The 15,186-nt window shown below is 58.6% G+C and carries 11 protein-coding genes; all 11 read right to left on the bottom strand.

What is annotated here, in order from left to right:
* Window positions 1-5: 5 nt before the first annotated feature.
* Window positions 6-620 (bottom strand): DUF3540 domain-containing protein, encoded by a 615-nt coding sequence (locus GKN89_RS05115; protein ID WP_019456420.1) that lies wholly within the window; start codon window positions 618-620, stop codon window positions 6-8.
* Window positions 613-1,767 carry a pentapeptide repeat-containing protein gene (locus GKN89_RS05120; RefSeq protein ID WP_230328919.1) on the bottom strand — a complete coding sequence of 385 codons (1,155 nt, stop codon included), beginning with the start codon at window positions 1,765-1,767 and terminating at the stop codon, window positions 613-615. The genes GKN89_RS05115 and GKN89_RS05120 overlap by 8 nt, the downstream gene beginning before the upstream one ends.
* Window positions 1,757-3,982 (bottom strand): DUF2169 domain-containing protein, encoded by a 2,226-nt coding sequence (locus tag GKN89_RS05125; RefSeq protein ID WP_195933986.1) that lies wholly within the window; start codon window positions 3,980-3,982, stop codon window positions 1,757-1,759. The genes GKN89_RS05120 and GKN89_RS05125 overlap by 11 nt, the downstream gene beginning before the upstream one ends.
* Window positions 3,983-3,994: 12 nt before the next feature.
* Window positions 3,995-6,256 (bottom strand): type VI secretion system tip protein VgrG, encoded by a 2,262-nt coding sequence (vgrG, locus tag GKN89_RS05130; RefSeq protein WP_154746462.1) that lies wholly within the window; start codon window positions 6,254-6,256, stop codon window positions 3,995-3,997.
* A gap of 64 nt (window positions 6,257-6,320) precedes the next feature.
* Window positions 6,321-8,906 carry a type VI secretion system ATPase TssH gene (tssH, locus tag GKN89_RS05135; RefSeq protein ID WP_370520161.1) on the bottom strand — a complete coding sequence of 862 codons (2,586 nt, stop codon included), beginning with the start codon at window positions 8,904-8,906 and terminating at the stop codon, window positions 6,321-6,323.
* 16 nt (window positions 8,907-8,922) lie between these two features.
* Complete coding sequence (tssG, locus tag GKN89_RS05140; RefSeq protein WP_025160409.1) at window positions 8,923-9,951, bottom strand: type VI secretion system baseplate subunit TssG; 1,029 nt, start codon at window positions 9,949-9,951, stop codon at window positions 8,923-8,925.
* On the bottom strand, window positions 9,944-11,785 hold the full coding sequence (gene tssF / locus GKN89_RS05145) for a type VI secretion system baseplate subunit TssF (RefSeq protein WP_025160410.1): 1,842 nt from the start codon (window positions 11,783-11,785) through the stop codon (window positions 9,944-9,946). The genes tssG and tssF overlap by 8 nt, the downstream gene beginning before the upstream one ends.
* An 11-nt stretch (window positions 11,786-11,796) precedes the next feature.
* A complete protein-coding gene (locus GKN89_RS05150; RefSeq protein ID WP_071532884.1) occupies window positions 11,797-12,243 on the bottom strand; it encodes a type VI secretion system baseplate subunit TssE in 447 nt (148 codons plus the stop codon).
* Between the two features lie 82 nt (window positions 12,244-12,325).
* Complete coding sequence (locus tag GKN89_RS05155) at window positions 12,326-12,850, bottom strand: Hcp family type VI secretion system effector (protein ID WP_004935369.1); 525 nt, start codon at window positions 12,848-12,850, stop codon at window positions 12,326-12,328.
* 231 nt (window positions 12,851-13,081) lie between these two features.
* A complete protein-coding gene (tssC, locus tag GKN89_RS05160; RefSeq protein WP_019456177.1) occupies window positions 13,082-14,608 on the bottom strand; it encodes a type VI secretion system contractile sheath large subunit in 1,527 nt (508 codons plus the stop codon).
* The gene (gene tssB, locus GKN89_RS05165) at window positions 14,605-15,162 is read right to left on the bottom strand and encodes a type VI secretion system contractile sheath small subunit (RefSeq protein ID WP_019456176.1); all 558 of its coding nucleotides are present in this window, start codon (window positions 15,160-15,162) and stop codon (window positions 14,605-14,607) included. The genes tssC and tssB overlap by 4 nt, the downstream gene beginning before the upstream one ends.
* Between the last annotated feature and the right edge of the window lie 24 nt (window positions 15,163-15,186).

Here is a 15,186-nt window from a genome sequence, read left to right on the forward strand (position 1 = left end):
GGTGGTTACCCCATATGTATCTGGCCGCCGTCGATCTTCAGCACCGCCGAAGACTTCAGGGAACCAATTTCACTGTTGATGACCAGGGATTGCCGCGCATCCTGAATGATGTGTTTCGCCAATACCTCGTCGGTTTCCTCCACCCGCCGGCTTGCGTGCTTGCTGCGCACAAACAGGCGTTGAGAGATTTGGTGCAGCGTTTCGGCCACCCAACGGCTGCTGCGCGTCAGCAGCGTGAAGTGCGGGCTGCGCAACGTCAGCCGCTTGCCGCCCTGCAGTTCGATCTCCGGCGCCACGATGCGCAAGTTGGCGCTGCGGCTGTCCAGCGTCATGACGGCGTGCGCCTGTTGCCGCGACAGGATCTCGGTAATGACCAATTTGTCGCCGTCGACGATGACGCAAACGCGATCGCCCGCCAGCGGCTGAACCAGGCAGCTGGTGGCGACCGCCAGACAATGGGCGCGCATGCCGTCGACATACAGGCCGCCATTGGCGTCGGCCGCCAGCGTCACCACCTTGCGCCCCCCTTGTTCGGCAAGCGGAGCGCTGCGCACCAACTGCAAAGGCGTCACCCTGGCGTTGGCATAGACCTTCTGATGCTCTCTTCTGGACTTATACATATCTGCTTACTCCTGTTGGCCGTTGATACGACGGTTGCCGCGGTCCCGGTTGTTGATGCGCATACCAGGCGTCGATCGCACTCAAGAACGGATCGGCGGTAAGCGGCACATTTTCGGCGCGATGACGCTGCGCGCCATGCAGACGAGCGCTCTGTTGCTGGGCGGCGGTCAACGGCTGTTCGATCAGATTCGCTTCCCGCAGCTCGGCCTGCTCCAGATTGGCCAGCGCCAGATCGCACGCCCTGAATTCCGCTTGCATCAGCATGGCGCGCCCCCAGTTGGCGCCGCCCATCGCGCACTCGCTGAACCGGGCTTTTTGCCCCTGCGCCAGGGTCAGCGTCGCGCGCTCGAAATCGCAGCGCAGCGCCTGCGCTTCGGCGAAGATCGCCGAGGTCAGATCGCTGTCGGCGAACGAACACCCCTCCAGCTCGCTGCGGTGAAAACTGGCGCCCTGTAGTTGCAGCTGCGCCAAATTGCAGCCCGACAGGCGGCAGGTGAACCAGATGCGCGCCTGTCCGGCGATCGTTTGCCAGCTGCACTTCTCCAACTGACAGCCCCCCATGATGTGGCGCTCGAGGGTCGACGCCTGCCACAGGCACTGTGTGAGTTGGCAGGCATACCAGTTGGCATCCTGTATCACGTCCTGGTGAAACATCAGGTTGGTCAGGGTGCTGGCCTGCACGGCCAGATGCCCCAGGCTGCTGCGTTCAACTTCCGCCCCGTTGACCTCGCACCGGATCAAACTGCAGTCGTCCAGCAGACAATCGCCGACGTAGCACCCCTGCAGCGTGGTGTCGTTGCACGCCACATTGCACAGCAGCCCCTGCTGCAACGTCAGGTTGTCAAACCGGCATTCGTTGAACGCCAGGCGCATCAAGCTGCCGCCGACCACGTTGACCTGCTGCAGGGTGCAGCCCTCAAAGCGCACCGCTCGCAAATCGCATCCTTCAAACGTGACGCGTTCGAAATGGCAGTCGATGAAAAAACAGTCGCTCAGCGTCAACCCTTTCAGCTCACGATCGTGGAAACGTCGCTTTTTGAAGGTGCGCGGCATGGCCGGCGTCTGCGCCACCGCCTGAGCGACCTCCAGCTCAATCACCCCGGTGTCAGGCAGGGCCTGTTGGATGACGCGGCTCTCAGTTTTCATGCGCATAGTCCCCCTGAATAATTCTGCGCGGCACCCAGCACGCCCGTTCAAGCAAACACCCGCTGAAACGGGTACCGGCGTCCTGCCAGCTCATCGCCAGATTCGCCGCCGCCAGGTTGCACTGGTCAAATCCCGCATCGCGCAAGTCGGCGTTGTAAAACAGTCCTTGCTGGGCGCTGCTGTTTTGCCAGCGAGCGTGCGTCAGCACGCTGTCTTTGAACCGCACGCCGGCCATGTCGCAGCCGGCGATGGTGCTAGCCGTCAAATCGGCCTCGTCGAAATTGCATTCGGTGAAAACGCTGTACAGCAGTTGGCACCTCTCCAGGCGCGCCGCTTTCAGCCCCACTTTGGTGAAACAGCAATCGCTGAACACGCCGTGGGAAAAATTCACCTGCATGCCCGCCGTCAAGCTCTCGACGCCGCAGCGTTCAAAGCGCACGCCGCGCCAATTGCCGCCGAGGAACGAGTTTTTGGTTAACGTCATATCCAGCGCCACCGCGCCTTCGGCCAGGCAGCGGTTGAACACGCAGGCATCCAGTTCCCCTTGCAGAAATTGCGCGCGGATCAGCGTCGAGCCGTTGAACATGCCGTTGCCAATCGCCCCGCGCTCAAAGCGCATCGCCGTGAAATCCCCCCGCTCGAAGACGCAGTAATCCAGCTTCATCCCCTCGGCCCGCATGCCTTGCCCCTGCGGTGCCTCCAGCGTTACCCGTTCGAGGACCGCCTCCTGCCACGCGCTTTCCGCCATCGATGGCTTTTGCAAGGTGCACGAAACCATGCGGATCCGACGCAGCGTCGCCTGCGTCAGGTTGACCGCATCAAAAACACAGTTTTCGAAGGTGCAGTTCTCCAGGATCGCCTGGGAAAAATCGCAGCGCTCAAAGCGGCATTGCAGAAAATGCTTGTCTGACAGCGCATGGCTGCGCAATCCGCTGAAAGTCTTCCCTTCCACGGTTGCGCTAGCGGGAAAAAACGCATCATTGCCGTCTTCGGCGGGCAGATCCGGCAAATCGGGCAGCGTCACGGAAGCGGGATCCGCCGTCGTCTGTTGCTGGTGCAAGGCAATCGCCTCGCGGATACGTTGATAGAAAACGGCGGAGTCGCCCAACGAGGTGGGCGACGGGTCGTAACGCAAATCGCTGGGGTGATCCGACACCGCCTGGATGACATTCAGGCCCATCTCCGCCGGCATCAGATCCGGATCAAACAGGAACTCAAAGGGGGAAGCCTCATCGTCGCTGCGCTTGTGATGCACCTGCCGGAAATAATCGAACGGCCGCGGCGCATCGCAGCGATCCAACGCCAGCATCAGGGACTCGATGGACTCGTCCAGAAGATGCGTCAGCGGCGCATCGCCGGTGAACACGATCAGCGCGATGTCGCTGTCGGGCAGGAACCACAGCGTTTTGCGCAGCAGTTCAATTTCCTCGAGGCTCTCGCTATCGTGGCGGCGTATGAACGCCCGCCCACGCACCGCCGGCAGCTCGCCGCGTATCGCCTGGCTTTGCGCGCCGACGCCCTGCAGTTCAAAGGGCACCCTATCCGGCCACGCCGCTTCCGGCAGCCACTGCGCCGGCGACGCCATCTGGTAGTAGCGCCGATCGATATCGGCCGGCAATCCGGGGAAAGCCGTTTCCAGATACGCTTTGCTGGCGATCTGGCCCGCCACCTTGTCGATGTGCGCCTTACGCAGCAAAAACTCGTGCGGCACCGGCGCCGGCGCCGCCAACGGGGAGCGTTCCTGTGCGGAGCCCTCGGCGGACAAGGTCATCAGCAGCGGCCGCAGTCCATCATTGCCACCGCGCCCCAACGGATTCTCCTTGTTGTCTTTCCCGCCCCAGGCCGAGGTGTGATCCAGCGGCACGCTGAGGAAAGGTTCCGCCCCCATCGCGCCGCGTCGGCCCTCGCCCTCGACCCGCCAACGGCGCTTAAGCCCGCCGATGTCGGCGCTGACGTCCAGCGTTTTTACCGGCTGACCGATGCCGGCATGGCCGGCGATCAGGTATTCGGCGAACGGCTTCGGCTCGGCCACATCCAGCACCGGCAGGCTGAGCGGCGCGCGTTTCCACGCCTCCCAGATTTCGGCTTCGTTCACGAAGTGTTCCGGTCGGGACAGGTAGCATCCGGCCACGACGCTGATGCCGAGCCGGCTGTCTGTACCGATCTGGTAACTTCCTTTAATCGCCACCAATTGCTGTGGCCGTATGATTCTCATTGCCGCGCCTCGTTAGTTTTTGCTTTGCATCCCGACTTTTTTCAAATCGACGCCGGTCTCGGACAGTGACGCGCCGGTGTAGCTGATGGACACCCCCGTCGTGCTGGTGCTGCTGCCGGTATTGCTGACGCTGCTACCGGTATTGCTGACGCTGCTGCCGGTGCTGCTGACGCTGCTGCCGGTGGTGCCGACGCTGCTGCCGGTGGTGCTCACGCTGCTGCCGGTGGTGCTGATGCTGCAACCGGTGGTGCTGGTCGACGAACCGGTGGTGCTGATACTGCAGCCGGTGGTGCTGGTCGATGAGCCGGTGGTGCTCACGCTCACGCCGGTAAAGCTGGTGCTGCTGCCGGTCTGGCTGGTGCTGACCGTGGTATAGCTGTTGCTCTCGCCGGTCATGCTGTTGCTGATGCTGGTGAAGGAGTTGCTTTCGCCGGTCATCGAGTTCGAGACGCCGGTGCAGCTGGTGCTCTGCCCGGTAAACGACGTGCTCAACCCGGTGAACGAGGTACTCACGCCGGTAAACGACGTGCTCACGCCGGTGAACGAGGTGCTGACGCCGGTAAACGAGGTGCTGACCCCGGTGGCGCTAAGGCTGACGCCGGTCAGTGAGGCGCTGACGCCGGTGATCGACGCGTTAAATCCGGTAATGCTGAAGACGTAATCCTTGTAAGAGACGTGGTTGGTGAACCAGTCCGTAAAGGTGCGGCGGATGATGTCGAACTTGTCCATCCCCACCTCGGTGGCCTGATTGCGCTCCACCGTGGTTTGCAGATCGCGCTCGGCGTGCAGCATGACGCGTTCGTTGTTGCGGTTGTCATCGAAGGTCAACTGGCTGGCGTGCTGCGGCTTGCCGAAGCGCAGCGAACGCGACACCATCCCCGAGTAGTTGATGTATTCAGGCAGTTGGTAAGGCGGCGGGTTATCGCCGTTATAAACAATCCCTGTCACCATCGGACGGTCGAGATCGCCGTCGACATAGGTCACCAGCACTTCCTGGCCGACGCGCGGCATGGCGATCACGCCCCAGCCTTTCCCCGCCCAGGCCTGCACGACGCGGATCCAGCAAGAGCTGTCCTCCTCGGTGGTTTTGTAGCGATCCCAGTGGAAATGCACGCGAATGCGCGCAAACTTGTCGGTATGCACTTCGGAATTGGGCGCGCCGACCACGGTGGCGCTCTGGATGCCCGGCATCTGCGGCTTGGGCGTTTCGCGCAGCGGGCGGAACGCCACATCGTCGTTGAGCGCATTGAAACGGCAGGTCACGTTGCGGCCGTCGCTGCTGCTGTCGGGGCCGTCTTGCACGAACACATAGTCGCAACGGGTCAGTTTGAAGCGGCGGTTGCGGTTGGCGTCCGGGTGCAAAATCAAGGAGAAGTCCTTGCCGGCCATCAGCCCGACGGCGTTGCTCTCGCCAAACAGCAGGTGACCGTCGCTTTGCATTTCTTCCAGGCGCAACCGCGCCAGGTTCTCACCGCGCTCGGTATCTATATAACCCGCCGCGTAGTCGTACCATTCCAGCGGCGTGTTCTGCAGGCCGAGGCGGCTCTCTTCCACCTTGGTTTGCAGGTTCTTGCGCGGGTTCTGAAAGTCGAAGTCGCGCAGCACGATTTCATTCGGGCGTACTTTGCGGGAACGCTGGATGCGCTGGATCCCTTCGCGAATAGCGCGGTTTTCTTCGCTGTCCGGCATGAACGGCAACACGGCGTAACCGAAATCCAGATCGTCGAAGTTCTGCCGGTCGGTGATCACCAGCGTGTGCTTATCCTCGGCGTGCTCGAAGTAATACCAGATGCCTTCATCTTCCAGCAGGCGGCTGATAAACGCGAAATCCGTTTCGGAAAATTGCACGCAATACTCACGCGTCGGATAGGTACCTTGAATATCCAGACGGTAGTCGGCAAAGCCGTAGCGAGAGAAGATTTGCTCGATGATATCGAGCACGTTCAGATCCTGGAATATACGGCTGTTGCGGTTCTGCATCAAAAACCACAGCCAGGTGCTCAGCTCCAGCTTATAAACGAACTTATCCTGGTGCTGCCCCGCATCGGAGGCGCCGATCACGTAAGCGTAAAAAGGCCGCGAGCCGAAATCCGGCCTTTCTATTTGAATGCTGATCCCTTCACCCAGCAAAGACTCATAATCCACATCCGCCTGAGCGCATTCGAATTCGAGCGAATATTGCGAGTTGCTCGACAACCCTTCTTTGGTGGTAAAGCTGAGTGGAAACGCATTTAATTCGGCTAACACCGGGTTATCAATTTCGATTAAAGGCATAACAACCTCTCTGATCCGATATCGAACCCCGCCCCGCGTTTGCGGGCCGGCGGTAAATTAAAAATCAGTCGAAATAAACACTTAAACTATCGTTCTCGACCATGAGTTGGATATTCTGCAGTTCCTGTCCCGCCCGTTTGCGCTGCAGCACTTCATTGCTGATTGGCGGCAAAATCGCCTGCTGCAGCAGCGACTCGACCGCTCTACCGCGCGAAGGATGGGCGCTGATGCGTTTGGCTATCCAGCCGGGAATGTCGCCTTCCAGCACCAGCGACACGCCCACTTCTTTGTGCAAACGTTGCTGTAAACGTGAAATCTGTTTGATGGCGATATGGGTTATCGCTTCGGTGGAAAGCGGCACGTAAGGAATGACATTCATGCGCGCCAACAGCGCCGCCGGGAAAAAGCGCGCCAGGACATCGTGCAGCATCGGGCGCAGCGCCTCGGTTTTCAGCTCCGGCGTTTCCGCCAGCGTCGCTTCTATTTCGCCGGCGCCGATGTTGCTGGTCATCAAAATAAAGCACTGGCGGAAGCTGATCATGCGGCCTTCGCCGTCCTCCATCACACCCTTGTCAAAGACTTGATAGAACGCCTCATGGATGTCGGGATGTGCCTTGTCGAATTCGTCGAGCAGCACGATGGAATAAGGTTTGCGGCGCACCGCCTCCGTCAATTTGCCGCCCTTGCCGTAGCCGACATAGCCCGGCGGCGCTCCCTTCAGCGTGGAGACGGTGTGCGATTCCTGAAATTCGCTCATATTGAAGACGATCAGGTTGTGCGCGCCGCCGTACATCGCCTCCGCCAGGGCGAACGCGGTCTCCGTTTTACCGACGCCGCTCGGGCCGGACAGCATGAAAACGCCCAATGGCCGATCGTGCGCCTGAATGCCGGCGCGGGAGATCCTCACCGCCTGCGCGATTTCATCGATCGCCGTCTGCTGGCCGAAAATCTGGCGGCTCAGCAGCTGGTTAAGGTTGAGCGCATTGTCCAGATCGCTTTGCAGCATGCGGCCGGTGGGAATGCCGGTCCAATCCGACAGCACCTCCGCCACGACGCGATCGTCCACCCACGGATACACCAACGGCAGGCCGCCGTCTTGCAGCTCGCCCAACTCGGTGGCCAGTTGCGGCAGACGCTCCGGCGACTGCCGCTCCGCCTCGAGCAAGGTGGTAACCGCCTGCTGCTCCTGTGCTTGTCGCCGACGCAGGGCGTCCAGCTCTCCCTCCATCTCGCTGAGCGTCTGCTGCAATTCGCTGATGCGAGTGGGCGCCAGACTGTCGAATCGGCTTTCTTCCTGCAGGCCGTTCAATTCGGTGCGCTTCACCGCCAGCCCGGCCTCGAGCGACTCGATTTTTTCAGGCTGCGCATGCTGGCTCAGCGCCACCCGCGCGCAGGCGGTATCCAGCAGGCTGATGGCCTTGTCCGGCAGCTGCCGCGACGGCAGATGGCGCAGCGACAAATGCACCGCCGCCTGCAGCGCCGATTCGCGGATTTTGACGCTGTGGTGCTGTGCGAAATGCGGGGCGATGGCGCGCATCATGTTCACCGCATTCTCTTCGTCCGGCTCTGAAACCAACACGTACTGGAAGCGGCGCGTCAACGCGGCATCCGGCTCGATGAACTGTTTGTATTCCGACCAGGTGGTCGCCGCCACCATGCGCAGCGCTCCCCTGGCCAGCATGGGTTTCAGCAGGTTGACGGCGTCGCCGGTGCCGGCCTGCCCGCCGGCGCCCACCAGCGTATGCGCCTCATCGCAGAACAGGATCACCGGCACGGCCGAATGCGCAATGGCGTCGATCAGCGCTTTCAGACGTGATTCGAACTCCCCGCGCATGCTCGCCCCGGCCTGCATGCGCCCCAGATCCAAAGACAGCAGCCGGGCGCCCTGCAGCAGCGGCGGCACCTGTCCTTGCGCTATCTTGCAGGCCAGCGCTTCCGCCACCGCCGTTTTGCCGACCCCGGCTTCGCCCACCAAAATCGGGTTGTTCTGCCGACGGCGCAGCAAAATGTCGATCACCTGACGCAGCTCCGCCTCGCGGCCAATCACCGGATCGATTTCACCGTCGCGCGCCTGGCGAGTCAGGTCGGCGCACCATTTATCGAGTATCTCGACCGTCTCGGACGCATCCGGCGCATCGCCGTGGGCGCTGTAGACTTCCTCTTCTTCTTCCTCATGCTCGACGGACTCCGCCAGAATCGCCGGATAATCGTCGAACAGCTGCGGGATCGGCAGTTTTTTGAATTCGTCGCTCAGCCGGTACAGACTGCGCTGCAGCGTGGGATCCTGCAGAATGCCGACCAGGATATGGATGGTGCGCACGCCGCCGGACGGCGTTTCGGCGAGCTGGCTCATCAGCAGGCCCCTTTCCACCACCGTTTCCAATTGCGTCGACAGATCCACCACCGCATTCGTGCGGTTCGGCAAGGTATGCAGAATGCGATCCAACGCATCGCTGATGCGCTGACTATTGATGGCGTAGTGCGCCAGGATCAGCGGCAGGTCGCCGCGCTCCTTGTCCACCAGGACTTTCAGCCAGTGTTCAAGCTCCACGTATTCGTGCCTGAAGGTCCGGCACAGCTTGGTCGCTTCAACGAAGGACTGATAAGCAAAGTGGCCCAATCGCGAAAAAAGACGTTCTCGTTGATACACCTTAAATTTCCTTATATTAAGTTGTTGATTGATAAACCAGCTGCCTAAACGTCCCTGTCTTAGGTTTCAGCCAGCTGTCTTTACTCAGCGACTTGCCGCCCAGCTGCGCCGCCATGCCCGGCTCCGTGGCGATCAGCAGGCTGACGTCCAGCATCAGCTGATGGCTCGTGAAGTCATGACAGATACTCACCAGCGCCTGCAGCCGCCGGCTGCCGCGCTGATACTGCTGGTAATGCGGGGCCCCCAGCGGCCCGATTTGAATATGCGCGCCGTATTGGGCATCGAAAAAGCGGCTGCCGATGCGCGTGCGACCCAACTTGCCCAGCTTTTGACTGCCGCTTTTTTTGCCGTCGTCGATCCACTTGGCGTAGCGCGGCGTAATGGTGATGGGAACGGCGAAATAGGCCGTCAGCATCTTGGTCAACTGCCGCAGCGAACGACGCCCCGGCAGGTAAGTGCCGGGATAGGCTTCGCGCAGGCGCTGGATATGCGGGTTTACCGTCAACGCCGTATCGACGCCCACCGTCTGACGCAAATGATGCAAGAACGGGTTTTTGTCATCGTCGTGATCATGGCCGATCATCGCCTTCAACTGCGCCCAGGCCCGGTAGTGCAAGACGGCGAAGCGCTGGCTGACGATGCCGACGAACTGCTGGAACGCCTGATTGCGCCGGGCGATGACTTCGGTGCGCGCGTGCTCGGTCACATGGATTGGCAGCGGGCCGTAAGGGGCGAACATGCCGAAATGCCGCGCCTGAATCAGCACCTGCGTCGGGCGTTGCACGATGGAGGCGATTTCGCGCGAGGCAAACGCCATATCCGCCGGCTGGGTGATGCAGAGCCTTTCGCGGCTGCGATCGTTGGAGACGCCGAGCCGCGGCGCATCCGGCTGCGCGCGTTCGATACGCCGCAGCAACTCGAAAAAATCCTGCCGATTGGACAGCCCGCGGATTTCGGCCTGGCCCAGGCTCTCGCCTTGCGCCCCCGTCGCCGTCGCCGGCTCCAACGACAGCGCAGTTTCGCGCATCAACGACATATCAGCCATAGTAGAGCGCCCCCCAGTCGGCGTGGGTTTCCCCATCCAGCAACAGCTTCATGCTCAACGTTTGGTTCAAATCGCCGTATTGGCTGAGCGCGTGGTGCAATATTTTGCCGAACAGATAGGCGCCGTGGTCGGCATGATGGTTGGCGCTCAAGTTGACGGCGATCTCGGCCCCGCGGATCCAGGCGAGCGGCCCCGGCCCCTGATTGCGTTCGAAGTGGTGCTCCACCCAGGCATTTTTGATGCTGGCGATGCGTTTGCGCTGGCTGGAGTCATCCTGATGGCAGAACAACGACAGCCAATCGCGCAACAGCGCCGAACAATCCTGAACGTCCGGGCGCGCATGGCGCAAAGGATTGGAGGCCAGCATCTGAATCGCTTGCCACGCCTGGCTGATGTTGGGCACCGCGACAGGGTTGCTCGGGTAGCGGACGATCTCCACCTGGTGGATCGGCATCGCCGTTTCCAGTTGGAAATGCGGTTGCTGAAGGTGCGCAGGCACCAGATGCCGTTCGCAGACCAGCGCCTCGACGCTGAGCGACGTGATGTCGTCGATGTCGATACCGCTTTTGCCCGGCGAAATGGCGATGAAAGTATCTTCGTTGGGCAGGTGCGGGTTGTTGTATTTGGATGGCGACGGCTCGCGACGACGCTGCAGCGTATAACCCGCAGGCTCCCGTTCACAGTCGTAATGCACATCGGCCTGCAGCGAAGAGAAAATCACCGGGTTGCCGTCCGGCAACATGCCTTTCACCTGTTTAACGCTATGTATCTCATACAGCGAGGTGTTCAAACGGTCGACCACCAGCTGGTGCTCGGTGCGCTCACCCGTCAACAGCACCGGCGAGCAATGGCGGCGATACAGGTTGATGACCGGGGTCGCGAACAGATGAAAATCCCTGGCGTTGACGCGACCGATCAGAGTCAGTGGGCGTTGCTCAAGAGCAAACAAGATCTCGAACTCATGGACGCGTTCGCATTGACGCAGAAAATCCTGTACGCCATGCAGCTCGAGGCTGAAAAAGCGGCTCGGTGCCGCAAAGTATTCGCGCATCAGCCGGTTGCCGGGCAATTCCCCTACTGCAGTGGGCAACAATGCCTCTTCGTCGCCGACGCCGCCCAGGCGCAGGCTTTCCGGTTGCAAGACTTTGACGATCGGCCGGTCATCGTTTTTCGCCCATAGCACGATGCGCAAGGTGCGATTAAGCAGCGCGGCCATCAGCTGATTGGCCCGCACCGTATCTTCCGCCAACGTCAGGTGCAAGGGTTCGAGGTCCAGTTCCGAGACGGGCAACACGCCGTGCGTGGTCAGGCCGATTCTGACGTAGGCTGAACAATCTTGCATATGCCTGGCGGCGCCGTCAGGCAGATGGTGAGGCGGCAAAATTTCACATTCCGCCAATGAAATCTCAACGGGCTGCACTTTAATATGCCGCGCCGTGGTGAAGGTGGCGGGTTTGTTGTTCAGCGAGATATCGTTGAGGGTCATTCGGCTTCCCCGCGGCAGATCGACCTGGCTGTGCCACTGGGGGAAAGAGAGATCGGGCTTAATCGCGACGGTGGCGATCGCGGGAACGGGCGTGTACCACAAGGGCGCCAGGCGAGAAAGCATTTGCAAGGCGAATTCTGGCTGCTCGTTGTTCAGTTTTTCCTGGATGCGGGTGCAAAGAAAAGCGGAGCCCTCCAACAGACGCTCGACGAAGGGATCCAGCACGCCGTCGATATGCATGCCCAAATGCTGAGCGACCTGAGGATGAGAAGAGGCAAATTGACGACCGGCCTCGCGAAAATAACGCAGCTCATCATTATATAATTGGAGAAAGCGCTCACTGAACATAGTCACCTCTATTAATCAAATACGTGTACGGCGCCACAGGAATAATCAAGAGCTATGCGCAAATTAACCAGCATTTCGTCGCCAGGTAATGAGCAAGTGCCATAGATATCAAATAAGATTGCCAATACATACGATTGACGTTCATTCACGACCGGCACCACGCGAATCGTTTTCGGATCCAATCTCGGCTCAAAAGAAGTAATAATTCTTTGTATATGCCTCGCCAACGTTAGCGGATCGGTATTAATGGGTATTCGTTGGCTCAGCGACGGCAGACCATAATTCAATACCGAGCTTTCGCTATGCGCATAATCGTGAAGTTTTAAATCTGCGCTGCGCGATGCGTCATTCAGTAAAAATTCGATATCACGCACCAGGACGCGCCGCCAATTATCGGCGCTGCCGCTTTGATTTCTCACGCTGAGCTTATCGAATAGCATGGGCAATGACGCTTTCATTTAACACCTCGCGGTAATGATTGTGTCTGCCCGCAAGGTTCTGCGGGCAGACGGCCTGCAATAAGTGTTATGACATCAATGATCAGATACGGGCATTAAGCTTGAGGTCATACCCCGTCTTAATCACCGCACCCATGGAGCCATCGTTGTTTTGCTCTTTGTACTCAACTTCGATACGTGCGAAATTCAGCTTGATAACATCGGTTGGCAGCACGGTATCGATTTCAGTACCGATGGTGGAGTTCAGCGGCATATTGCCCACGGTCTTGAATGAGGAAACCAGGCAGTTACTGAAGGTCACGGCAATAAAATCTTGCTGACCCTGGCCTGATTTACGGCAAACAAGTTTTGCCTGAGGAATATGTTCGCCGGTGGCGCACATCAGAAACAGCTTGGGCGAAGCCTTATTACTTACCATGCGAAACTCAAAGTCTTTCATTTCGACTTTGCCGGACCCACCGCCGCTGCCGAATCCCCAGCGCCCGGCATTTTCCTCCGCCCATTGCCAGGCTTGCAGCTGAATCCATCCCGGATAGGTTTGGTCAGGGGATTCGCCGTCTACACCCTCAATCTTCAAAAAATAGTCTACTAATGCTTTAGTGCTCATTTTTGTCTCCTTGACTGATAGGTCCTACTACGTTAATTGAAATATCCACTCAGATAAGTCGTTATATTGCCAACGCAATCATTGAAATAGCGGAAATGGGAATCCATCAGCCATCAATAAATAGCCATGACGCAGAGAATAACGCCGCTAAATTTCAACGAAATATCAATTCACACTCACGCCATTTAATAATAGGCGTCGGCAATATCCAAACCAATGACCAGCCGTAACTTATCTGCTCCCATCTTTTTTGGCTGACGGAAGTTTTGATACAAGTCGCAAGGACACGGTCATGCCTTCCAACTGGTAATGCGGGCGCAAATAGAAATGTGCGCGGTAATAACCCGGATCGTCTTCAACATCCTCAACGCGAACTTCGGCGGCGGCCAATGGACGACGCGCTTTCGTCGCCTCCGTCGACACGGAAGGATCGCCATCGACGTAATTCATCAGCCAGTCATTCAGCCACAGCTGCATATCGTCTCTGGAACGGAAAGAACCGATTTTGTCGCGTACGATGCATTTCAAATAGTGCGCAAAGCGGCACGTGGCGAAAATGTACGGCAGCCGGGAGGAAAGCTTGGCGTTGGCCGTCGCATCCGGATCTTCGTATTTCGCCGGGGCATGCATGGTGCAAGAACCGATAAAGGCAGCGAAATCAGAATGCTTGCGATAAACCAAAGGCAAGAACCCGGCGTCTGACAGCTCCTGTTCACGCCGATCGGAAATGGCGACCTCCGTCGGACACGTCAACTCATAACCGCCCTCATCAGAAGGAAACGCGTAGGCGGGCAGTTCTTCTACCGAGCCGCCGGATTCGATGCCGCGGATTTTCGAGCACCAACCGTACTCATGGAAGGCGCGGTTGATGTTCACGCCCATCGCATACGCCGAGTTGGCCCAGGAGAAATCATCATCCATATCCGGCCGGACGGCCTCCTCGAAAGCGAACTCTTCGATCGGGTTGGTCTTGGCACCGTAAGGCAAACGCGACAGGAAGCGCGGCATGGTCAGCACCAGATAACGCGAATCGTTGCTTTCGCGCAGGCGGCGCCAGGAGGCATACTCCGGCGTGGTGAAAATCTTGCCGATATCCCGCGGGTTGCCCAGTTCGTTCCACTTGCTCATCTGCAACAGCGACGGCGAAGCGGCGGAAATAAACGGACAGTGCGAGGCGGCGGAAATTTTCGCCAGCTCCGTCAGCAGCGTCACGCTCATCGGGCTGTGATCGAACTCAAAATCGCCGATGATGCAACCGAACGGCTCGCCACCGAACTGACCATACTCTTGTTCGTAAATTTGTTTGAACACCGGGCTTTGATCCCAGGCCGATCCTCGATAGCGCCGCAGATTGCGCGTCAACTCATCCTGGCTGATATTCAATACCCGAATCTTCAGCGTTTCGCTGACGTTGGTGTTATCGACCAGATAACTCAGACCTTGCCAGGCGGACTCCAGCTTCTGGAACTCCTTATGGTGCAAGATATTGTTCATCTGCTGCGACAGCTGCTCATCGATCTGGGCGATCAACGATTCAATGGTCAATACGACATCCTGGCTGACCTTTACCTTGCCTTGGTTGGCATATTCGGACAGCGTGCCGATGGCCCGACGAACCGCTTCTGAGGCCTCGTTCGTTCTCGGCCGGAATGAACGCTTGAGCAGACCGTCAAGCTCATTTTCCGTTTCCTGCGTTTCAACTTCAGCGACCGCCGTTGCCTGCTGTTTAGCTGAATAGCGTCGTTGCCTCGCTCTCATTCCTCATCTCCTTTATTGCCCGAATCCTGCACATCCTGTTCCGCATCCGCGACCGTTTTGCGTGCATCCGTCACCAAGCGATGCAGAAAATCGGGCTTCTCCAGCAGATTCTTCACCACCTCTTCCGCGCTGGATTTACCATCCATATACGTGATGAGCTCCGTGAGATGTTCCCGGGCTTCCAGCAGACGTTGCATTTGCGGAACCCGTTTGGCGATGGCGCCAGGCGTAAAATCCTCCATCGATTCAAACTCTAATTCCACATCCAGCAGCGCATCGTCTTCGCTCAGGGTATTCTCCACGTAAAATTGAAGACGAGGTTTAATGGCGCGCATGCGATCGTTGAAATTGTCCTGATCGAACGTCAGGAATTTCCGCTCTTCGATCGGCAGCAAAGGTTTTTTCCGATGCCCAGAGAGATCGGACATGACCCCCGTGACGAAAGGTAACTCTACTTTCTTTTGCGAACCGTAGAGCTCTACGTCATATTCAATTTGCACGCGGGGCGCGTTATTTTTACCGATAAATTTCTGAGAGCTTGAGTCCTTAGCCATTGGAAAACTCCTTTGTGAGAAAAA

Source organism: Serratia sp. YC16, from assembly GCF_009707615.1.
GTDB lineage: Bacteria > Pseudomonadota > Gammaproteobacteria > Enterobacterales > Enterobacteriaceae > Serratia > Serratia surfactantfaciens.